General features: G+C 68.2%; 12 protein-coding genes and 1 riboswitch. Of the genes, 8 read left to right on the top strand and 4 right to left on the bottom strand.

Annotated elements, in window-relative coordinates:
• The first annotated feature begins 61 nt into the window (after positions 1–61).
• The 4 genes from ACSQ8Y_RS26380 to ACSQ8Y_RS26365 all read left to right on the top strand — a co-directional run bounded on the left by ACSQ8Y_RS26380 (position 62) and on the right by ACSQ8Y_RS26365 (position 3,323).
• Positions 62–700, top strand: a complete 639-nt coding sequence (locus ACSQ8Y_RS26380; protein WP_436269363.1) for a pyridoxamine 5'-phosphate oxidase family protein — start codon at positions 62–64, stop codon at positions 698–700.
• Between the two features lie 106 nt (positions 701–806).
• Positions 807–1,613, top strand: coding sequence for a class I SAM-dependent methyltransferase (locus ACSQ8Y_RS26375; RefSeq protein ID WP_436269362.1), 807 nt, complete (start codon positions 807–809; stop codon positions 1,611–1,613).
• A 111-nt stretch (positions 1,614–1,724) separates the two neighbouring features.
• Entirely contained in the window at positions 1,725–2,450 is a 726-nt protein-coding gene (aqpZ, locus tag ACSQ8Y_RS26370; RefSeq protein ID WP_436269361.1) for an aquaporin Z, read from the top strand.
• Positions 2,451–2,471: 21 nt separating this feature from the next.
• Positions 2,472–3,323 (top strand): hypothetical protein, encoded by an 852-nt coding sequence (locus ACSQ8Y_RS26365; RefSeq protein WP_436269360.1) that lies wholly within the window; start codon positions 2,472–2,474, stop codon positions 3,321–3,323.
• On the opposite strand, the gene ACSQ8Y_RS26360 is transcribed toward ACSQ8Y_RS26365, so the two are convergent.
• Positions 3,320–4,960, bottom strand: coding sequence for a serine hydrolase (locus ACSQ8Y_RS26360; RefSeq protein ID WP_436269359.1), 1,641 nt, complete (start codon positions 4,958–4,960; stop codon positions 3,320–3,322). The two genes, ACSQ8Y_RS26365 and ACSQ8Y_RS26360, sit on opposite strands and share 4 nt — an antisense overlap.
• Positions 4,957–6,810 (bottom strand): M1 family metallopeptidase, encoded by a 1,854-nt coding sequence (locus ACSQ8Y_RS26355; protein ID WP_436269358.1) that lies wholly within the window; start codon positions 6,808–6,810, stop codon positions 4,957–4,959. Before ACSQ8Y_RS26355 ends, ACSQ8Y_RS26360 begins: the two co-directional genes overlap by 4 nt.
• A gap of 90 nt (positions 6,811–6,900) precedes the next feature.
• A riboswitch (yybP-ykoY riboswitch) is annotated at positions 6,901–7,004 on the top strand.
• 89 nt (positions 7,005–7,093) lie between these two features.
• Between ACSQ8Y_RS26355 and ACSQ8Y_RS26350 the strand changes: the two genes are divergently transcribed.
• Complete coding sequence (locus ACSQ8Y_RS26350; protein ID WP_436269357.1) at positions 7,094–7,669, top strand: TMEM165/GDT1 family protein; 576 nt, start codon at positions 7,094–7,096, stop codon at positions 7,667–7,669.
• Positions 7,670–7,827: 158 nt separating this feature from the next.
• On the opposite strand, the gene ACSQ8Y_RS26345 is transcribed toward ACSQ8Y_RS26350, so the two are convergent.
• Both ACSQ8Y_RS26345 and ACSQ8Y_RS26340 read right to left on the bottom strand, forming a co-directional pair.
• Entirely contained in the window at positions 7,828–16,569 is an 8,742-nt protein-coding gene (locus ACSQ8Y_RS26345) for a GH36-type glycosyl hydrolase domain-containing protein (protein ID WP_436269356.1), read from the bottom strand.
• A 160-nt stretch (positions 16,570–16,729) separates the two neighbouring features.
• On the bottom strand, positions 16,730–18,808 hold the full coding sequence (locus tag ACSQ8Y_RS26340) for an aminotransferase class V-fold PLP-dependent enzyme (RefSeq protein WP_436269355.1): 2,079 nt from the start codon (positions 18,806–18,808) through the stop codon (positions 16,730–16,732).
• 129 nt (positions 18,809–18,937) lie between these two features.
• On the opposite strand from ACSQ8Y_RS26340, the gene ACSQ8Y_RS26335 reads away from it, so the two are divergent.
• The 3 genes from ACSQ8Y_RS26335 to ACSQ8Y_RS26325 all read left to right on the top strand — a co-directional run bounded on the left by ACSQ8Y_RS26335 (position 18,938) and on the right by ACSQ8Y_RS26325 (position 22,718).
• A complete protein-coding gene (locus ACSQ8Y_RS26335; RefSeq protein ID WP_436269354.1) occupies positions 18,938–19,423 on the top strand; it encodes an Lrp/AsnC family transcriptional regulator in 486 nt (161 codons plus the stop codon).
• The gene (locus ACSQ8Y_RS26330; protein ID WP_436269353.1) at positions 19,423–20,595 is read left to right on the top strand and encodes an HPP family protein; all 1,173 of its coding nucleotides are present in this window, start codon (positions 19,423–19,425) and stop codon (positions 20,593–20,595) included. Before ACSQ8Y_RS26335 ends, ACSQ8Y_RS26330 begins: the two co-directional genes overlap by 1 nt.
• A 326-nt stretch (positions 20,596–20,921) precedes the next feature.
• Positions 20,922–22,718, top strand: a complete 1,797-nt coding sequence (locus ACSQ8Y_RS26325) for a DUF885 domain-containing protein (RefSeq protein WP_436269915.1) — start codon at positions 20,922–20,924, stop codon at positions 22,716–22,718.
• The last annotated feature ends 6 nt before the right edge of the window (positions 22,719–22,724 follow it).

Below are 22,724 nucleotides of genomic sequence, written 5' to 3'. Positions count from 1 at the left end.
CCAAAATAATCGTTGGTTCTGGCTCTTTTTACAGAGCCAGAGAATGATTATATTGCCATTTATGAAAACACATCCAACAACCCGCACCCGCGTACGCCGCATCCCCACCAACGCCAGCTACGAGACCGCCACGCTGCACGCCATCATCGACGAAGCCTACGTATGCCACATCGGCTTCACCGACGACAGCGGTCCGCACTGCATCCCGACCGCCTGCTGGCGCGAAGGCGGCCACCTGTACATCCACGGCTCCAACGGCAGCCGCATGCTCAAGCGCCTGGCCGAAGACGAATGCTGCGTCACCATCACCCACATCGACGGCCTGGTGATGGCGCGTTCCGCCTTCAATCATTCGATGAACTACCGCTCGGCGATGATCTACGGGCGCTTTGAAGTGGTGCCGGACGACGCCAAGCGATCGGCGATGGAGGCGTTCATGGAGCAACTGCTTCCCGGCCGCCAGGCCCAGGTGCGGGCCGGCAGCGACAAGGAATATGCCGCCACGACGGTGATGCGCATCTCGCTGGAGGAGGCGGCCTGCAAGGTGCGCGCCGGCGGCCCGCAGGACGATGCGGAAGACATGGCGATCGCCACCTGGGTCGGCGTCCTGCCGCTGCAGCGCGTCCGCGCGGCGCCCATCCCGGCTACTGAAGCCGAAACACCCGCCCACATCCAGCAGTGGCAAGCGCGGGCCGACTGACAAATCCGGCTTGGCAGCCTGCGAATCCGCTTGACCCGGCCCGCCAGTTACCCGATCATCGCCGCAGACGACCGACACGCGTCGTCCCACACCATGGAGATACTGCATGAAACGATCGATACTCGGCGCCGTCCTTGCTTGCGGCCTGGCCGCCCCCGCCTTTGCCGACGATGCATTGAAAGCGGCGCTCGCCAATCCGGCGCGCACGCCCGCCAACGCGGCCCGCGACAGCCAGCGCCACCCGTACGAGACGCTGACCTTCTTCGGCATCAAGCCGACCATGACGGTGGTGGAACTGGCGCCGGGCGGCGGCTGGTACACCGAGGTGCTCGCCCCCTACCTGCGCCCGCAGGGCAAGCTGATCGCCGCAGGCAGCACGCCCGGCTCGGCCAGCGAAAACGTGCGCAAGGCCGCCGCCCGCTTCCAGGATAAACTGAACGCGGTGCCGGCCTCCTACGACAAGGTGGCGCTGGGCGCCTTCGAGCCGTCCAACAATGTCTATAGCTATGCGCCCAAGGGCAGCGCCGACATGGTGCTCACCTTCCGCAACATCCACAACTGGATCGAAAACGGCGACGCCAGCGTGAAGACGCTGTTCGCCAGCGTGTACGACACGCTGAAACCGGGCGGCGTGTTCGGCGTGGTGGAGCACCGCCTGCCGGCCGGCGTGAAGCAGGACGACAAAGCCAGCACCGGCTACGTGCATGAAGCCTACGTCATCAAGATGGCCGAGAGCGTCGGCTTCAAGCTGGCCGCCAAATCCGAGATCAATGCCAATCCCAGGGACAAGGCCGACCATGAAGGCGGCGTCTGGGCGCTGCCGCCTACCTACGCCAACAAGGACAAGGACCGCGCCAAGTACCAGGCCATCGGCGAGAGCGACCGCATGACGCTGAAGTTCGTCAAGCCCTAGTTCGGCCCGCTTACACACAGGCTGGCAACATGGAAGCGCCGCAGCCAGGGATGGACATTTCTTGCACTCCGGTATAGATTGGCAATTCGTTAATTACACTAGGGGTTATCCATGAAATCATATGGCGCGGAATTTGTCGGCACGTTCTGGCTCGTGCTGGGAGGCTGCGGCAGCGCGGTCCTGGCGGCGGCGTTTCCAGGCGTAGGCATCGGCCTGCTGGGCGTGTCGCTGGCCTTCGGCCTGACGGTGCTGACCATGGCGTTCGCCATCGGCCACATCTCGGGCTGCCACCTGAATCCGGCGGTCTCGATCGGCCTGTGGGCCGGCGGCCGTTTCCCGGCCAGCAAGCTGCTGCCCTACATCGTGGCGCAGGTGCTGGGCGGTATCGCAGCCGGCGGCGTGCTGTATCTGATCGCCAGCGGCAAAGCCGGCTTCAACCTGGCCGGCGGCATGGCCTCGAACGGCTACGGCGAGCACTCGCCTGGCGGCTACTCGCTGCTCGCCGCGCTGGTCACCGAAGTGGTGATGACCGCGATGTTCCTGGTGGTGATCCTGGGCGCCACCGACCGCCGCGCTCCGGCCGGCTTCGCGGGCATCCCCATCGGCCTGGCGCTGACCTTGATCCACCTGATCAGCATCCCCGTCACCAACACCTCGGTCAACCCTGCCCGCAGCACCGGCGTGGCGCTGTACGTGGGCGACTGGGCCGTGGGCCAACTGTGGCTGTTCTGGGTGGCGCCTATCGCGGGCGCCGTGCTGGGCGCCATCGTGTACCGCGCGATCGCCGATGACAAACCTGCGCTGGTGGCCGAAGCCGCGCCGGTCAAGGCGGCCTGAGTTCCACCGAAGAGAGACGCATTGCACATCATAGGGGCCGGACCGTCCCGGACGCTGCTGGCTGCGCTGGTGGCGGCCGCGGCGTGCCTGGCCAGCCCCTTCACGGCGGCACAGCCCGCCGTTGCACCGCTGCGCGTGGTGCTTCCGGCGCTGCACGCCAGCGCCAAGGAGCACGCGGTCTATTTTCCGCGCCTGCTGCGGCTCGCGCTCGAGAAGACGGCCGCCTCGGGCCCGTATGAAATCGTGCACTACCCGCACGAACTCACCAGCCCGCGCCAGGCGACGGAGGTGAAGAACAATGGCGTGATCAGCGTCATGTGGGACGGCACCGACAGGGAACGCGAAGCGGACCTGCTGCCGATCCGCATCTCGCTGCTGAAGGAATTGAACGATTACCGCGTGTTCCTGATACGCAGCGGCGACGCGGACAAGTTCCGCGCCGTGCGCACGCTCGACGGACTGCGCAAGCTCAAGGCAGGCGCCGGCGTCAACTGGCCATCGACCAGCGTACTGCGCGCCAACGGCCTGCCGGTGGTCACTTCCATCGGTTATGAATACCTGTTCCCCATGCTGCGCGTGCAGCGCTTCGACTACATGCCGCGTGGCGTGCACGAGGCGTGGTCGGAACTGGAACAGCACCCCGGCGAAGGCCTGGCGGTGGAGAGCGGCATTTTCCTGCACTACCGCGTGCCTTATTACTTCTTCGTCAGCCGCGCCAGGCCGGACCTGGCTGCGCGCATCGAGCGGGGACTGCGCATCGCGCAGAAGGACGGCAGCTTCGACCGCCTGTTCAACAGCATCCCCGCCTTCCAGCGCGGCATGACGGAAATCGCGGCGCGCAAACGCCGCGTGTTCGAACTCAAACTCCCTTAGTTCTTCGGCGCCGGCACCGGCGTGAAATTCAGGTCCGCGAAGTCATAGCTGAAATCCGTTTCGGCCGACACCGGCGCCATCTTCATGCGCTCGATGCTGCCGTCCGGGTTCAGCGCGAAGGTCACGTAGGCGTCCGCGTTGAGATTGCGCTGGCGCCAGCGCACGATGAAGGTGTCGTGCTGGAAGTGTTCCAGGTCGCCCACCAGGTCCGGCGTTTTCACGAAGCGCATCACCTGCTTGCCGCCCTCGCGCTTGATGGAGGCCGTGCCGTACCAGGCGTCCTGGTACTCGCCCTCGTAAGCCGGCAGCGCCAGCGAAGGCTGCGACCTGGCGGCGCGCGCGGACGAGGCCTTGCCCACTTTCGCCAACTCCTCCTTGTGCCTGGCCTGCTCCTCGGCCGCAACGATGGCGATCCAGTCGCTGGCCGGCAGGTTCATATACTGGTCCAGCAAGCGCCATTGCAGCGCCGTCATCGACCCGCTGTTCTCGGCATTGGTAAAGATGGCGATGCCCAGCTTTTCCTCCGGCACCAGCAGCATGCGCGAATAGAAGCCCTGCAGCGCACCGCCATGCAGGGCGATCTTGCGGCCCTTGTAGTCGCGCAGCTGGAAGCCCAGGCCGTAGGCAGCGAAGTTCGCCCTGGTGGCGGCCAGCGGCGGCTTCGGTTCCGCGATCTTCATCGGCGTTTGCGCAGTCCACATTTCGCGCAGCTGCTTTTCGCTCAGCAGCTGCCTGCCGTCCGGCGCCTTGCCGCCGTTCAGCAGCATGGTCATCCAGCGCGCGATGTCCTCGGCGCTGGTGTTGATGCCTACCGCGCCCGCCGCGTTCTCCACCGGCATCGGCTTGACGATGGTGACGGTCTCGCCGACCTTGCTGTGCGGCGCGGAGTAGTCGGCCGCCTTCAGCATGGCGGCCACGCTGGTGGTGGTGCCGTCCATGCCCAGCGGCGCCAGGATGCGCTCGCGCATCACCTCGCCCCACGGCTTGCCGGCCTTGTCGGCGATGATCTTGCCGGCCACGATGTAGAGCAGGTTGTCGTAGGCGTAGCTGTTGCGGAAGCTGGTGGCGGGCTTGATGTAGCGCAGGCGTTCGATGATCTCGTCGCTGCTGAAGGTGGTGGTCGGCCACCACATCAGGTCGCCGGCACCCAGGCCCAGGCCGCTGCGGTGCGTCAGCAGGTCGCGCACGGTCATGGCGCCGGTGACGTAGGCGTCGTGCATCTGGAAGCCGGGCAGGTGCTTGGTGACGGGGTCGTCCCATTTCAGCCTGCCCTCGTCGACCAGCATGGCCAGCGCGGCGGCCGTGAAGGCCTTGGAATTGGAAGCCACTTCGAACAGCGTGCGGCCGGTCACGGGCGCCGGCTCGCCCAGCTTGCGCACGCCATAGCCCTTGGCGGCGACGAGCTTGCCGTCCTTGACGATGGCGATGGCGATGCCCGGCACGTCGAAGGTCTTCAGGACCCGGTTGACGTCGGCGTCCAGGTCGAAAGCCGCCGCCGCGCTGGCCGCACCCGCCAGCGCCGGCGCCGCCGCTGCGTCCGCCGCTGCCGCCGGGGGCGCGGCGTACACGCCGGCGGTGAGGGCCAGCAGCAGCCCCGCGCGCAGCGCTGCATTCAGCGTGGCGCCCACCCGCTTCATTTCTTCTCCTGCAGCTTGTCGACGGCCTTCTGCGTTTCGGGGTGGTAGCGCGGGCGGGCCTGCTTGTACAGCGCCAGCGCCCAGTCGCGCTCGGCGGGGCTCTTGAACAGCGCGGTGTACAACGGCACCACGAACTTCTTGCGGCCCACGCTCATCAGGAAGGCCTCGAGCGGCGCGCGCACGTCGCAACCGGCCTTCACGGACGCCAGGTAGAAGCGGAACGCCACTTCATTGTTGCCGCTCCTGGCCAGGCCGAAAGCCTGGTCCAGTTCCTTCAGTTGCGCCACCGTGGCCTTGCCGTCGATGTCGTTCAGGAAGTGCATCCATTCGATCGCGATCCAGCCCTTGGTCTCCAGGCTGGCGGTGGGCAGGTCGCCCTTCAGCCAGGCGTCCCGCTGCGCGTCCAGGCCGGCCAGGCGCGGCGACACGGCGCGCTTGGCGCTGGCCGGCACGCCCGGGCCGTACAGCCACTCGTCCAGCTCCGGCTGGCTCATCACGTCCGGATGCTGGGCCAGCAGGTTTTTCTGCAAATAGCCCAGGAACTGCTCGGTGGTGGCGGACTGGAAGGCGTGCTGGTCGAACCAGCCGCGCAGGAAGGGGTCGAACACGGTGCGGCCGGCGCGCTGCTCCAGCGTGTGCAACAGCCACGCGCCCTTGGGATAGGCCAGGCCCTCGTCGGTGTACGTGGCGGAGCTGGTGTCCGGGTCGCGCGTGATCAATGCCTGCTTGGCGGCGGGGATGTCCTTCAGCGACGCGAACAGCTCTTCCTGCTCCAGCTGCAATCCCATCGTCGCCACTTCGGCGCCGTACAGGCTTTCAATGATGCGGGTGGTGACGTAGGTGGTGAAGCCCTCGTTCAGCCACCAGTGCTTCCACGACGCGTTGGTGACCAGGTTGCCGGACCAGGAATGCGCCAGTTCGTGCGCGATCAGGTCCACCAGGCTGCGGTCGCCCGCGATCATGGTCGGCGTGAGGAAGGTCATGCGCGGGTTTTCCATGCCGCCGATGGGGAAGGACGGCGGCAGCACGATCATGTCGTAGCGCCCCCAGCGGTAGGGCCCGTACAGCGCCTCGGCGGCGGCGATCATCTTCTCGGTGTCGGCCAGCTCGTGGGCGGCGGCGTCGATGCGCGCCGGCTCGGCGTAGACGGCGGTGCGCGGGCCGAGGTTGCGCACCTCGATCTCGCCGATGGCGATGGCCAGCAGGTAGGATGGAATCGGCTGCGGCATCGTGAACTTCCACCCGCCGGCGCCGGTGGCCTGCTGGTCGTTCTCGGCGCTCATCACCACGCGCAGGCCGGACGGCGCGTCGACCCGGGCGCTGTAGGTGAAGCGCACGGCGGGCGTGTCCTGCACCGGCGCCCAGGAGCGGGCATCGATGGTCTCGGACTGGCTGAACATGAAGGGACGCTTGCCGGACATGGTCTGCTGCGGCGTCATCCACTGCAGCGCGGGCGCGGTGGGCGCGGTGCGGTAATAGACGCGCACTTTCTGCGGCTGGCTGGCCAGCGCGATGCGCAAGGCCTGGCCTTTTTCGGCGTCCGGCTTGTCGAGCATATAGGAGGCCGCGCCCCAGCGGCCGTTCGGCTGCAGCACCTGCACTTTGGCGATGCTGAGCTGGCGCGTGTCGAGCACCAGCGAGCGGGCCGACTTGTCGAGCCAGTTCAAGGTCAGCTCGGCGTAGCCGGACAGGGTTTTACGGGTGAAGTCAGCCTTCAGGTCCAGGTGCAGGTCCGTGGTACGGACCTGGTCGTAGCGCGTGTAGCTGAGCGGATCTTGCGCCATGGCGGCAGCGCCGGTCTGGGCCAGCAGCACGCACAGGAGCAAGCGCAGGGGGATAGTGGTTCGCATAAGTCCTCTTCGGATGGGAGAGCGCGGAGCAGAATAGCATAAAGGGAAGGCGAGGGAAGGCGGATCTGATATGATGCGGCCTGAACTTTAGGGAGTAGTTGGCTTCCGGTCCCGCCGGAAGAATCTGCGTCAACATAATCGGCCGGCAGGCCGTGGTGCAGATGGCCGTGGCACAGCTTAGGCAGCCGCGGCTTGACGAGACTATCGATCGAGGGGCGGCCGCCATGGGCCGGAGCCGTCCCTGGATCTTTGGTTAACGTCCGGCCCTGAAGACTCTATCAACATGGAAGCATTCCTCCTCTCCACCGGCATCGTCGCCCTCGCTGAAATCGGCGACAAGACGCAGTTACTCGCCTTCCTGCTCGCCGCGCAATTCCGCCGTCCGATACCTATCGTGCTGGGCATTTTCACCGCCACCGTGGCCAACCACGCCTTCGCCGGCGCGCTGGGCAGCTGGATCATGGGCCTGATGGGGCCCGAGGTGCTGCGCTGGGTACTGGGCATCTCCTTCATCGCCATGGCGGCCTGGATCATGGTGCCGGACGAGATCGACGAGGACGCCGTGCCGCCGGCGAAGTACGGCGTGTTCGCGGCCACCGTGGCGGCCTTCTTCCTGGCCGAGATGGGCGACAAGACCCAGATCGCCACCGTGGCGCTGGCGGCGCGTTTCGACAGCCTGGCGGCCGTGGTGGCCGGCACCACCTTGGGCATGATGCTGGCCAATGTGCCGGCGGTCTACCTGGGCAAGAACGTGGCCGGCAGGGTGCCGCTCAAGCTGGTGCACGGCATCGCCGCCGCCATCTTCGCGGCGCTGGGCGCGGCCACCTTGCTGGGCGCGGGCGCGTCGCTCGGGATCTGAACCCTGCAGTAAGCCACCAAGCGCCGCCGAGGCACATGCATGGCGGGTTGCGCGGGGGCGCCGAGCCGCTCTGCGCTCTCAAGTCACTCCGGCAGGAGTGACGTTCGTACGATGCGCCCGTTCTGGCGGGTTGCGCGGGCGAAGCCCGCTCACCCGCCCTACGCCGCCGGAAGGCGCAGCTCCACGCTGTGCGGCCGGCCGTCGTCGACCAGCTGGATCTCGGCGCCGGGCTGCGGCGCGCCGTCTACCGTCAGCCCGGGTGCGCCCTCGCGCTTGACGGCAATGGTGTAGACGCTGGCGCCGTAGCGGTAGCTCAGCGTGTAGCCCGGCCAGGCCCCGGGTATCAGCGGCACCAGCGACAGCTTGTCGGCCTTGCGCGTGAGCCCCAGCAGGGACTCCAGTATCAGCCGGTACATCCAGCCCGACGAGCCGGTGTACCAGCTCCAGCCGCCGCGGCCGACGTGCGGCGACACCGCATACACGTCCGCCGTCACGACGTAGGGCTCCACCTTGTACACCGCGCACGCTTCCGGCGTGCTGCCGTGCTGCACCGGATTGATCATGCGCATCAGCTCCCACGCCTTTTCGACGTCGCCCATTTTGGCGAAGGCCATGACGGTCCAGATGGCGGCGTGCGTGTACTGGCCGCCGTTCTCGCGCACGCCGGGCACGTAGCCGCGGATGTAGCCGGGATTCAGGTCGGCCTTGTCGAACGGCGGGTCGAGCAGCTGGATCAGGCCGAAGTCGCGCCGCACCAGGCGCTTGTCGACCTGCGCCATGGCGCCGTGCACGCGCTCCTTGCTGGCCGCGCCGGACAGGATGCCCCAGCTCTGCGAAATCGAATCGATCTGGCATTCCTCGTTCTCGTGCGAGCCGAGCGGCGTGCCGTCGTCGAAATAGGCGCGGCGGTACCATGCGCCGTCCCAGGCGTTCTGCTCCACGTTGGCGGCCAGCTTGCGCGCCTCCTCGCGGCACTCGGCGGCGAAGGCCGCGTCGCCGTGCTGCCCGGCCACCTCGGCGTAGCGCTGCAGCACTTCGATCAGGAAGAAGGCCAGCCACACGCTCTCGCCCCTGCCCTCCTCGCCCACCTTGTCCATGCCGTCGTTCCAGTCGCACGATCCGATCAGCGGCAGGCCGTGCACGCCGAAGCGCAGGCCGTTGCGGATGGCGCGCACGCAGTGCTCGTACACGCTGCCCACGGTGCCGGAGCGGGTCGGCATGTCGTAGTAGGAATCCTCCTCCTGTTTGACCGGACGGCCCTCCAGGAAGTGCACGGTTTCATCCAGCACGCTCAGGTCGCCGGTGGTGGTGGCGTAGCGCGCCACGGCCAGCGGCAGCCACAGGTAGTCGTCCGAGCAGTGCGTGCGCACGCCGCGGTCCGACGGCGGGTGCCACCAGTGCTGCACGTCGCCTTCCAGGAACTGGTGCGCGCAGCACAGCACGATATGGTCGCGCAGCAACTGCGGTTCGGTGTGCACCATGGCCATCGCGTCCTGCAGCTGGTCGCGGAAGCCGAAGGCGCCGCCCGACTGGTAGTAGCCGCTGCGCGCCCACATGCGGCAGGCGATGGTCTGGTACATCAGCCAGCCGTTGGCGATGACGTCGAGCGACGCTTCCGGCGTGGCGATCTGCACCGCGCCCAGCGTCCGGCCCCAGTGCGCGCGCACGGCGGCCAGCGCGTCCTTGGCGGCGGCCAGGCCGCCGTGCTTCTGCACCAGGCTGGAGGCGTCCGCGTTGCGGCGTCCGCCCAGGCCGAGCAGGAACACGATCTCGCGCTCCTGGCCCGGCAGCAGCTCGAACGGCACCTGGATCGCGGCGCAGCTGTCGAGCGCCGTGCCGACCTTGCCGGACAGGCGCGCGCGGCGCAGCGCCTGCGGGCTGGCCAGCGAGCCGTTGCGGCCCAGGAATTCGCTGCGGTCCGCCGTCACGGAGCGGCCCGCCGCGTCCGCGTTGAAGAAGGCCACGCGGCCGGAGAACTCGGTGTTGTAGGGGTTCCTGGCGAACAGCGCGCCGCTGATCGGATCGACCTCGGTGATGATGTGCATGCCGGACTTGGAGCGCATGTCGCCCAGCACCCACTCGACATAACCGGTGGCCGACAGGCGGCGCGGCACTTGCGATTCGTTGCGGATCCTGAGCACGGTGTAGCGCAGCGCGGCGTCCAGCGCCACATAGGTGGTGAGCTCGGAGGCGATGCCCGCCTCCGTGTGTTCGAACACGCTGTAGCCGAAGCCGTGGCGCGTCACGTAGTCGCCGCTGCCGCGCGCGGGCAAGGCGGTGGGCGACCAGAAATGGCCGCTCTGTTCGTCGCGCAGGTAGAAGGCCTCGCCGCTGCCGTCGGACACCGGGTCGTTGTGCCACGGCGTGAGGCGGAACTCGTGCGCGTTCTCCTGCCAGGTGTAGGCCTGGCCGCTCTCGGAAATGACGCTGCCGAACTGCGGGTTGGCCAGCACATTGGACCACGGCGCCGGCGTGCGCTGGCCCTCGCCGGTGACGATCACGTACTCGCTGCCGTCGGCCGAGAAGCCGCCGATGCCGTTGGCCAGTTGCAGGCCGTGCGGCGCGTGGGTGTGCGGGCCGGCCTCGTCGTATTCGCCGCGGCTGTCTGCCATCAGCGGCGGCATGCGCAGCGCCGCCGGGCCGGGACGCTTGAGCTGCTCGGCCAGCGTGCCGCGCTCGTCGCTGATGATGACGCGCGCCACCGACTGCAGCAGGATGCGGTCTTCCGGCGCGATCTGCTCGCCCATGCGCACGAAGATGCCGCCCGGGCGGTCGATGGCCTGGGCGTCGATGCCGGAGGCGATCAGGCCCATGATCTGGTCCTGCAGCGCCTGGCGGTAGCCGGACAAGTCTTCGTACCAGATCACCAGGTCCACCACCAGCCCCTTCAGGCGCCAGTAGGCGTGCGCCTGCACCATCTGGCGCGCCAGTTCGATGTTGGCCGGGTCGCGTATCTGCAGCAGCACGATGGGCAAGTCGCCGGAAATGGCGTAGGCCCACAGGCCGGACTGGCCGCGCTGGTTCTTGCTCAGGATGGCCGGCTCGGCGCGCAGCAGGGCGTTCGGGTAGATCACGCTGTTGGCCAGGCGGCTGTAGAGCTGCCCGTCCGTTTCGCTGGCGTTGAGCTGGCGCAGCACCACCTGGCTGTGGGTCCACGCCAGTTCGAACACGCGGTCGGCCAGGTGGCGGTCCTGGTATTTATCGATCAGGTGCAGCGCCGCCTCGCGCGTGTCCGTCATGCCGGTGACGATGTCGACCGTGGCCGATTCGTCCGGCTCCAGCACGATCTGGTAGCGGATCGCGACGATGGGGTCGAGCACCGAGCCTTCGCCGCCGCTCAGCGGGCCGGCCTCCAGCAGGGCGCGCGGCGCCATCGCCGTGTTGCCGCGGCCGATGAAGCGCGAGCGGTCCGTTTCGTAGGAGACGTTGTTGATGGCCGCGTCGTGCAAGGTCATCAGGTGCAGCATCCAGGGCATGTGCTCGTCCTTGCCGCGCGGGCGGCGCGTGCACAGGATGGCCGTCTCCTGCGGCAGGATCTCGGTCTGCACGAACAGCTTGGAGAAGGCCGGGTGCGCCGCGTCGGCGGCGGCCGGCGCCATCACCACCTCGGCGTAGCTGGTCACCTCGATGGTGCGGCGGCGCTCGGACTTGTTGGTGATGCGGGTGCGCCGCATTTCGATGTCGTCCTCGGGCGACACCACGATCTCGGTGTACAGCTCCAGGTCGCGGTCGCTGCGCCGGAATTCGGCGCGGCCTTCGGAGAAAATCACCTCGTACTTGCGCGGCTCGGCCAAGGTCGGCTGGTAGGTGGTCGACCAGTAGGTGCCGTCGTCCAGGTCGCGCACGTAGCAGAAGTTGCCCCAGTTGTCGCGCGTGCTGTCCTCGCGCCAGCGCGTCACCGCCAGGTCCTTCCAGCGGCTGTAGCTGCCGCCGGCGTTGGTCACCATCACGTGGTAGCGGCCGTTCGACAGCAGCTGGGTTTCCGGCACCGGCGTGTTCTGCTGCGTCAGCACGCGCATCGGCATGGCCTGCTCCTGCGCCGTGCTGCGGATGGCGGCCTGCTCGGCCGTGTTGGAATAGAAGGCGCCCGCCTGCGGGCTGCGCTCCTGCAGCACCAGCAGGGTCGATTGCAGCAGCGGGTCGGCCTCGAAGCGGCGCTGCATCGGCCGGTCGTGCAGCAAATAGCTCAGCGAGAGCAGGCCCATGCCCTGGTGGTGCACCATGAAGGAGCGGATCACCGCCTGGGTCTGGCCGCGCGGCAGGCGCGCGGCCGTGTAGTCGATCGCCTCGTAGAAACCATAGCGGCCCATGAAGCCCATGCCCGCCATTTTCTGCAGGTTGGCGGTGGACGCCTCCGGGTGCACCATCAGGCCCATCATGCTGGCGTAGGGCGCGACCACCAGGTCGTCGGCCAGGCCGCGCTTCAGGCCCAGCCCCGGCACCCCGAAAGCGCGGTACTGGTAGTTCAGCGCCGCGTCCACCGTGTTGTAGCCCGACTCGGAGATCCCCCACGGCACGCTGCGCTGCTTGCCGTAGTCGATCTGCGCGGCGATCACCGAATGGTAGGTCTGGTCCAGCAGCGTGCTCGGGTAGTTCGGCATCACCAGCAGCGGCATCAGGTACTCGAACATGGAACCGCTCCACGACAGCAGCACCGGCTGCCCGCCCAGCATGCACAGCTGGCGGCCCAGCGCGAACCAGTGCTCCTGCGGCAGCTGGCCCTGCGCGATGGCGACGAAGCTGGCCAGCCGCACTTCGGAGGCGAGCAAGTCGTAGCAGCTGGCGTCCAGCCGGCGCTCGGTGACGTTGTAGCCGATCGCCAGCAGGTTGGTGGTGGGGTTGTACAGGAAACCGTATTCCATCTGGGCGTACTCCTGCGCCTGGTGCGCCAGGCGCGTCAGCTGCTCCATGCGCTCGCGGGCGTGGCCGCTGCCCTGCCCGACCAGGCCGGCCAGGATGTGCTGGCGTTCGCGTTCGTTGGGCGCGAGGTCGGACGCCGTGTAGCCGCCCTGGGCTGCGTTCTGCGGCATCAGGGCCAGTTCGCGCAAGGTGGGGATGCGCACCAGGTTGGCGTCGAACACCTCGCCGGCCTCCACCCAGGGCGCCAGCATCAGCAGGTCGTCCAGCGCCGCCCGGCACTGCGCGGCCAGCGCGGCGGCCCACATCGCCACCGTGGGATCGGCCGGCCGGTCGACGTGGCAGTACTGCGCGCTGGCCTCGGCCGCGCGCTTGAGCCAGTCGCGCAGCTCCATCAGGTTGGCCGGGAACATGGGCCGCAGCGGCGCCGTCTCCTTCTGCAGCAACAGCAGCGGCTCCGGCACGCGGGAGTTGGTCTGCGCCACCGCTTCCAGCAGCACCAGGATGGAGGTGCCGATGCCGTCCACCACCTGCGGCGCCACGATGGGCGCGTCCAGTTGCTGCAGCAGGCCTTGCTGCAGGGTGAGCAGATGGCCGGCCAGGTTGCCGCTGTCCACCGTCGAGATGTAGATGGGGTACAAGGGCTTCATGGTCAGCGTGTCGTACCAGTTGTAGAAGTGGCCCTGGTGGCGCTCCAGCTGGCTCATCGCATGCATGGTGCCGGCCGTGCGCGCCACCAGTTGCGCGCCGCAGATGTAGCCGAAATCGTGCGCGCTCAGATTGGCCAGCAGCGCCATGCCGATGTTGGTGGGCGAGGTGCGGTGCGCGATCACCTGCACCGGGTGCTCCTGCATGTTGTCCGGCGGCAGCCAGTTGTCCGCGGGGCCGACGAAGGCGTCGAAATAGGCCCAGGTTTTACGCGCCAGCATGTGCAGGAAGGTGTTCTGCTCGTCGCTCAGCACGGCCTGTTCGCGCCGCAGCGGCTGGCTGATCCACCACGCCACCACGGGCGCGGCCAGCCAGCCGGCCAGGAACAGCAAGGCCGCAGCGGCGGCTTGCGGGCGCCAGGCCAGCAAGGCGGCGCCGGCCGCCAGCGCCAGCGCCGGCGAGGCCCACATCATGCGCCAGTAGTCGGCCAGTTCGTTGCCGGAATTTTTGCCCTCCTGCGACAGAGCGAACGGCCGCCATTGCAGCAGGTGGCGCTTGGACACCAGCATGCGCCACAGGGCGCGCGCGATGGCGTCCAGGCCGAACCAGGATTCGTAGGGCAGGAAGACCAAGGTCAGCAGCGCGTGCGAGAACTGCATGCCGCTGCGGCGCGCGCTGGCGTTGACGTGCTGCGTCCACAGCGTGTCGCGCGGCTTGTGCAGCAGGTCGTACAGCGCGCTGGCCAGCGGCGGCACGAAGATCACCGCCAGCACGGCCAGGGTCCAGAACCACGGCTGGGGCAGCGCGCTCCAGGCCAGCAGCAGCGACACCGTCAGCACCGGCGCCACCAGGCTGCGGCGCAGGTTGTCGAACAGCTTCCAGCGCGACAGCGCCGACAGCGGATTGCGCTCGCGCTGGCCGCCGCGCAGCGGCACCCGGCCCACCAGCCAGGACAGCAGCTGCCAGTCGCCGCGCGTCCAGCGCTGGCGGCGGCTGATGTCGTCGCTGTAGCGCGCCGGGTATTGTTCGTAGAGCTGGGCGTCGCTCAGCAGGCCGGCGCGCAGGTAGCAGCCCTCCAGCAGATCGTGGCTGAGGATGCGGTTGTCCGGCAGCCGTCCGCCCAGCACCTGCTCGAACACGTCGACGTCGTAGATGCCCTTGCCGATGAAGGAGCCCTCGTAGAACACGTCCTGGTAGACGTCGGACACGGTGCGGGTGTAGGGGTCGATGCCAGGCTCGCCGCCGCACAGCTTTTCATAGCGCGAGGCCTGCTCGCTCGGCAGGCTGACCGCCACCCGCGGTTGCAGGATGCCGTAGCCTTCGGTCACGCGGTTGCGGCGCGCATCGACGTGCGGGCGGTTCAGCGGGTGCTGCATGGTGGCGACGAACTGGCGCGCGGCGTCGCGCGGCAGCTGGGTGTCGGTGTCGAGCGTGATGATGTATTTGAACGTCTCCAGGTCGCTGGTGTCGCCCACCACCAGCGAGAAGCGGTCGCGCGCGCCGCCGCGCAGGAAGCGGTTCAGGTCCTCCAGCTTGCCGCGCTTGCGCTCGCGCCCCATCCACACGTTCTCGGACGCGTTCCACAGGCGCGGCCGGTGCAGCAGCAGGAAGGGCCCGGCGGGCGCATGGCCGGCCGGGCCGACCGTGGCCGCCGCGCCGCGCGGCGTGGCGTCCTCGCCCGAAGCGTACTGCTCGTTCATGCGGCGGATGCTGTCCTGCGCCAGCTGCAACAGCGCCGCGTCGGCCGGCAGCACTTCTTCCCTGGCGTCGCCGAAGTCGGTCAGCAGGCAGAAACGCAGGTTGCTGTCGCGGTTGGCGAGAAAGCGCACTTCGAGCTGCTCGCACAGTTCCGTCACGTTCTCCTTGCTGTAGAGGAGCGTGGGCACCACCACCAGCGCGCGCGCGTCCGACGGGATGCCGTGCTTGTAGTCCATGCGCGGCAAGGGGTTCGGCCGCGTCAGCAAGGTGGCGACCCAGTTCACCAGCGCCAGCGCCAGCTGGCTGCTGCACAGCACCGCCAGCACGGCCAGCAGCGCCAGCGGCCAGCCGGCCACGCCCTGCGCGCCGGCGCGCTCGACCAGCAGGCCGGAGAGCACCACGGTGATGCCGGCGATCGCCCCCAGGTAGGACGTCAGCGGCGAGGCGCGCGTGGTGCGCTGCAGGGACGCCAGCAGGGGCAGGCGCACGCCGGCCTGCTGCTCCAGCGCCAGCACGCCGCGCCCGACCAGGTAGTAGCCGATGTGGGCCTGGCGCGGATCGGGGCCGTCGCGCCGGGCGCCGGCCAGTTGCAGCGCCATCACGGCGATTTCGGATTCGGTGTGCTGCGAGCGGCGCGCCAGTTTCTCGATCACGTGGCGGTACTGGTCGCGCGTGGCGAAATCCATTTCGCCGTAGATGTCGGCCGGGTCCAGGCGCAGGGTCTGCTCGACCGCGCTCATGGTCTCGACGAACTCCTGCCAGTCCATGGTGCCGAGGAAGCGCAGGCTGCCGATGCTGTTGGCGATCGAGACCTGCTCGGCGGCCTGCTGCTGGATCTCGGTCTGGATCTGCTGTTCGATGGTCTGGCCGGATTCGGCCAGGCGGTGCGTGATCCACGTCAGCGCCAGGGTCAGCGTGGCCGACTGCCCTTGCAGGCGGCGCGCCAGCTCGGCCACGAAGCCGCTGGTGATGGGCGGGTTGGAACGGGCCATGTCGGCCACCAGCAAAATCAGGCCGCTCGGGTTCTTGTCGGCGATCTCCACCATCCGGTCGGCCCAGCTGTTGGCCAGGTCGCGCTGGATGCGGTTCTCGGCCACGCGCGCGGCCACGCGGCGCAGGTTCTCGATCAGCGCCAGGCGCAGCATGATGGGAATGGCCCACAGCTCGCCCAGCTTGAGCGTGGCCACTTCCTGGTAGGCGTCGACAAAGCGGCACAGGCTTTCCGGGTCGACCCGGCCGTCGCCGTGGGCGATGATTTCGAGCGCGATGCGGTACACGCGCGGCGTGCCGTCCGGCGCGCCCTTGGCCAGGCGCGGCAGCTCCTTGCTGTAGTTCTTCGGCAGGTGGCGCCGCGCGGTGCGGATCTGTTCTTCGATCAGGTAGGAATTGTCCAGCAGCCATTCGGAGGCGGGCGTGATCTGGCGCGAACTCTTGACGGCGGCGGTCAGCTCGTCGCAGGTCTGGGCGATGACGGCCGCGTTCTCGGCCAGGCGCGCCAGCAGGCGGTCCGGGCCGCCGCGCTTGCTCAGTTCATGCGTTTCAGCCAGCGTCTTGCCGTGGGCCGCCATTTGCTGCGCGCTGAACAGTTCGGCGCGCAAGGGGGAATCGTCGTCCTCCGCACCGGCCTGCAGGGAGCCCGAACTGGCCTCCCGGAAACCTAACGTCGTGCCTGGCAACAGTGTGGGATGTTCGTTCAACTTGGACCTCGCAATCGACCCTGACGACATTGTCAAAGTATGATCCAAGCAATGTTACGGAGGCGCACGGCAGCTCACTGTGCGCTGACGTACATATAACGCGGGCTAGACAATAAACCCTGATGCAGGCCGCCTGCCCCCGGCAGCGCTGCGCTCCGGCTCAGGCCGCCAGCGGCAGGGAAGCCGGCGGGGCCAGCGCGATGCCGCCGGCCAAGTCGTAAGCCTGCGCGTGTCCGAGGCGGCGCAGGCACAGCGCGGCCCTGCTGCTGCGGTTGCCGCTGCGGCAGAAGAACACCAGCGGCACCGGCGCGTCCAGCCAGCCGGCGATGCGGCCGGCTAGCTGGCCCAGCGGCACGCTGATGATGTTGCCGCCCTGCAGCGCGGGCGGCACGCTTTGCTCTGCTTGCAGAGCGGCAAGGTACTCATAGCCTTCGCGCACATCGACCAGCACTGCGTCCGGATGGCGGCGCAGCAAGGCCTGCACGCCGGCCGCGTCCAGATGCAGGCCCGCCTCGGCGGCCGGCGTCTCCGCCGCGCAGGCGCGCAAGCTGGTGCAGAAGGGCTGCTGGGCGTCGTGCGCGGCGCACAGCAGGGTGTCGTCGCGCACGACGCCGGCCAGTTGCCGCGGCTGCAGCGCACCGGTGAAGGCGTGGCGCACGGCCGACGGCGGCAGCTGGCCGCCGACCGCCGTGCCCAGCAGATAAGCGGCCTGGTGCGAACCGAACAGCACCCGGCGCAGCGCCTGGCCGCCCAGCGCCAGCAGTTCGCCGCCGGCCGGCCAGCCGAAGGCGTCGCCGCCCGCGTCCGCCGCCTGCGCCAGGTTCAATGCGCGCGACAAGGTGGTCGGGCCGGTGCCCGGCGTGGTGCCCAGCACGGCCAGCACGCGATAGCCGAGGCCGCGCACGTGGGCCGCGATGCGCTCGGTGAATTCAGGCTGCGGATCGATCACCACGCAGCTGCGGCTGGCCGCGTCCTGCACCAGCCAGCTGCAGGCTGCGCCGCTGCCCAACTGCAACACGCCTTGTTGCGGCGGCAAGGCGCTGCCGGCCGCGACCAGGCCGCTGGCGCGCAGCGCGGCGCCGCAGCGCTCGATGCGCTCGCAGGCGCGGGCGATGGTGGCGTCGTCCACCAGCGGGCCGAAGGACAGGCGGATCGCGCTGGCGGCGCGCCAGTCCGGCACGCCCATCGCCTGCAGCACATAACTGGGCGCGGCCTTGGCCGCCGAGCAGGCGCTGCCCGAGCTGACGCGCACGCCGGCCGCGTCGAACACATCCATCAATTCCTTGCTCGACAGGCCGGGCACGGAGAAATTCAGCGTGGTCGGCAGCGCATGCTCGAAGGCGGCGTTGAACACCACGCCCGGCAGGGCGCGGCGCAGGCTGGCCGCCAGGCGCTCGCGGAATGCATGCAGCTCGTCATGGCTGCGGAACACGCCGCCCTGCTCCAGCGCGGCCAGCACGGCGTCCAGCGCGGCCACGCCGGCCATGTTCTCGGTGCCCGAACGCTGGGCCGACTCCTGGCCGCCGCCGACAATCAGCGGCGTAAACGGCACGCCGTCGCGCACATACAGCATGCCGATGCCCTTGGGCGCGTACAGCTTGTGGCCGGAGAACGGCGCGTAGTCGATGCGGCTGCGCGCCAGGCGCAGGTGGAACTTGCCCAGCGCCTGCACGCAATCGACCAGCCAGTAGGCCCGGCTGCCGGCGTCCTCCAGCAAGGCCTCGATGCCGGCGATGTCCGACAGCACGCCGGTTTCGTTGTTGGCCGCCATGGTGCACAGCATGGCCGTGTTCGGCAGCAGCGCGCGCAGCGCGGCCAGGTCGTGGCGGCCGTCGGCGTCCACCGGCAGCTTGCTCAGCGTCAGGTTCAAACCGAGCAGGCGGTTCCAGTGCGCCAGGCTTTCCGGCACCGCCTTGTGCTCGGTGGCGCCGTACACCAGCAGAGAACCGATGGCGCCGCCGGCCAGCTGGCGCTCGCGCAAGGCGCACAGCGCCGACAGCACGGCGGTCTGGATGCCCTCGGTGGCGCCGCTGTTGAACATCAAACGGCCCTGCTCCACGCCCAGCACCCGCAGCGCGCGCCGGCGGGCGCTCTCGAGCAAGGCCCTGGCCTGCAAGCCGGTGCTGTGGCTGCTACTGGGGTTGCCGTAGCACGTTTCCATGGCGCGCACGGCGGCCGCGATGGCGGCCGGCAGGACCGGGCTGGTGGCGTTGCCGTCGAGGTAGATGTCGGGGGTCATGGCTGGGCTGGTTTTTCGGATTGCGAATACTCAACAGCTTACGCAATGCCCAGGAATCATATATTCCAAAACCGCCCTGCTTTGGCGCATAATTTGGCATGCCCATGCCAAATTATGATGAATAATAGAATGAACCAACTAGACCGCTACGATTACGCCATACTTGGCGCCCTGCAGCTCGACGGCACGCTGTCCATCGCCGACCTGGCGGCGCGGGTCGGCCTGTCCAGCACCCCGTGCTGGAAACGCCTGAAGCGGCTGGAGGAGGAAGGCTATATCGAAGGACGCGTGGCCATCGTCAACCGGCGCAAGGCCGGGCTGGGCGTGACCGTCTTCGTCAGCGTGCGCACCAGCCAGCACGACGAGCGATGGCTGGCGCGCTTCGCGGCCGCCGTGCAGGCGCTGCCCGAGGTGCAGGAATTCCACCGCATGAGCGGCGACATCGACTACCTGCTGAAGGTGGTCACCACCGACATTGAAGGCTATGACCGTTTCTACAAAAAACTCATCAAAGCCGTACAGCTGACGGGGGTTTCCTCCGCGTTTTCCATGGAACAGATAAAATTCACCACCGCACTACCTCTGCACCTCGTATCCCACGGACTGCCCACCTGATGAACTCATTGCCGACATTGACAAATTTCCTCGCCGCACTGCTGCCGGCGGCCAGCCACACCAGTTTCCGCGAGCGCGCCCGCGCCTGCGCCGGCGCCATCCTCGCGCTGCTGGTCACCGGCCTGCTGAGCGCTTGGCTGCTGCCGCAGGAACCGTCCCACATCTTCCTGGTCGGCTCCATGGGCGCCTCGGCCGTGCTGCTGTTCTGCCTGCCGGCCAGCCCCCTGGCCCAGCCCTGGTCCGTGGTCGGCGGCAACGTGGTGTCCGGCCTGGTCGGCGTGGCTTGCGTGCGCTGGCTGGGCGACACGGTGGCGGTCGCCGCGCTGGCGGTGGCGCTGGCGATCGGCGCCATGTTTTTGCTGCGCTGCCTGCATCCGCCCGGCGGCGCGGTGGCGCTGTCGGCGGTGATGGGCGGCCCCGCGCTGCACGCGGCCGGCTTCGAATTCCCGCTGGTGCCGGTGCTGCTCAACAGCGTGATGATGGTGGTGATGGCCATGCTCTACAACAACGCGACCGGACGCCGCTATCCGCACCAGCAGCAGCCCGCGCACCCGAACCCGCATGCCACGCAGGATCCGGTGCCGACCTTGCGGCTCGGCTTCAAGCCGGAAGACCTGGACGCGGTGCTGAAGCAATACAACCAGGTGCTCGACGTCAGCCGCGACGACCTGGAGGAAATCTTCCTGCAAACCGAGTTGCGCGCCTACCAGCGCCGCTTCGGCGTGATCACCTGTGGCGACATCATGTCCAAGGATGTGGCGACGGCCGAGTTCGGCACCGCGCTGGACGTGGCCTGGGGCGACATGCGGGCGCACAAGGTGGCGGCGCTGCCGGTGCTGAACCGGGCGCGGCGGGTGATCGGCGTGGTCACGCAGAGCGACTTCCTCAACCACAGCGGCCTGGACGACTTGCGCAGCGTGCGCCACAAGCTGCGCCGCTTCCTGTCGCGCACCGGACTCACGCACAGCGAAAAGGCCGAGGTGGTGGGCCAGATCATGACCACCAAGCCGGCCGTGGCCACGCTGACCACGCCCATCGTCAACCTGGTGCCGCTGATGGCCGACTCCGGCTTCCACCACATCCCGGTGATCGACGCCGAGCAGCGCTTCGCCGGCATCGTCACCCAGTCCGACCTCGTCGCCGCCCTCTACGAATCCCGCCTCGCCTCCTGACTGCCCAACCGCTGGTGTCAGGCCTGCATTCGTGCGTTTTTCAGCTGGGGTCAGGCCTGCATTCGTGCAGCAATTTCCGAGGAATTCAAACGCTGCCCGGGCAAGGCGTCGAACCGGCAGCAAAAGTTGCTAAGGCTCGGTGATTCCGCAGCACTATGAACGCAGGCCATTTGCAGGCAAACTCCGGGAGTGTGCATGGATCGTCATTCCTCCACGCAGCGCAAATTGCCAACCAGCACCGCAAGAATGCAGGCCTGACCCCAGAAGGGGCCAAATGCAGGCCTGACCCCAGAAGGGGCCAGATATACCATGAATATGAGAATATGATGAAACACCGCACCTACCTGGCCGCCACGGCTGCCGCCGTCACCCTGGCATTCTCGCCCGCATACGCGGCGACGCCCCGCGAGCACCTGCCGGCCGTCAGCGCGGCACCGGCCAAACAGCAGCTGATGGCGCTGGCCGATGCCTACTACGACGCGCTGGCGCGCTACGAGCCGGTGAACGCGACGCAGAACGGCGACGACCGCTTCGACGACCAGATCGGCATGAGCATAGACCCGGCCGTGCGCGCCAGGCAGTTCGCGCTGTACAAGGGCTTCCTGAAGCGCCTGAAAACCATAGCGCGCGCGCAGCTGAACCAGGGCGACCGCATCAACCTCGACGTGCTGGCCTTCGAACTGAAGACCGCGCTGTCCTTCGAGCCCTTCCCCGAGCACCTGCTGCCGCTCAACCAGATGGACAGCATGCCGGTGACGCTGGCGAACTTCGCCGGCGGCGAGGCCTCGCAGCCGATAGTCACCGTGAAACAATACGAGGCTTACCTGGGCCGCTTGCAGCAGTTGCCTGCGTGGGTGGACCAGGCCATGCTGAATATGCGCGAAGGCATGCGCCGGCGCGTGGTGCTGCCGAAGGCGCTGGTGGCGTCCGCCCTGCCGCAGTTCAAGAAGCTGCCCAGCGCCACGCCGGAAGCTAGCATCTACTACGCCGCCATCGCCAGGCTGCCGGCCGCCTTCGCGGACGCGGACAAGCAGCGCCTGACAGCCGCCTACCGGGACGCGGTCGCGAAGCTGAATCCGCCGCTGGAACGCCTGGCGACGTTCATGGAGACCGAATACCTGCCGGCCGCCCGCGACAGCTCCGGCTGGAGCGCACTGCCGCAGGGCCAGGCCTGGTACCGGGCCGCCGTGGCCGCGTCCACCACCACCGCGCTGCAGCCGGAGGCGATCCACGCCATCGGCCTGAAGGAAGTGGCGCGCATCCAGCGCCAGTTCGAACTGCTGGGACCGAAGCTGGGCTATAACGGCCCGGCGGCGGGTCTTCCGGTGTGGGTGTCGGAGCAGCCGAAGTTTTACCCGTTCAAGACGGAGGACGAGGTGCAGGCCGTGTACCGCAAGCTCAACGAGCTGCTCGACACCAAGCTGCCGGCCATGTTCACGCTGGTGCCCAAGGCCAAGCTGGACCTGCGCCTTGAGCCGGAACTGAGCCGCGCCACCGCCGCCGACCACTATACCGCGCCGGCCGGCGACGGTTCGCGGCCGGGCGTGTTCTGGTCGGTGGTGAACGATCCGGCCAAGTATGGCAGCACCGGCATGAACACGCTGTTCCTGCACGAAGGCAAACCGGGCCACCATTTCCATATCGCGCTGACGCAGGAACTGGACCAGCCGCTGTTCCGCAAGTATGGCGGCAACAATGCCTTCACCGAAGGCTGGGCGCTGTACGCGGAAACGCTGGGCAAGGAGATGGGCTTGTTCGACGACCCGGCGCAGTACTTCGGCCATCTGAACGACGAGCTGCTGCGCGCCACGCGCCTGGTGGTCGACACCGGCCTGCACGCCAAAGGCTGGACCCGCGAACAGACCATCCAATACATGCGCGACACGCTGGGCTACGACGCGGTGGCCAAGAGCGAGACCGAGCGCTACATGGCGTGGCCGGGCCAGGCGCTGGGCTACAAGATCGGCGCGCTCAAGATCGTCGAATTGCGCCAGCGCGCGGCCGAGGCGCTGGGCGACAAGTTCAGCCTGCCGAAATTCCACGCGGTCGTGCTGGGGGACGGCACCGTGCCGCTCAGCCTGCTGGAAGCGAACGTGGAGCGCTGGATCGCCGAGGCGAGGTAGGGGCGG

Source organism: Pseudoduganella sp. LjRoot289 (assembly GCF_964252925.1).
Classification (GTDB): Bacteria; Pseudomonadota; Gammaproteobacteria; order Burkholderiales; family Burkholderiaceae_D; genus Rugamonas.
Note: the sequence above shows the minus strand (reverse complement) of the source record. Positions and strands in the feature narration are given on the sequence as shown.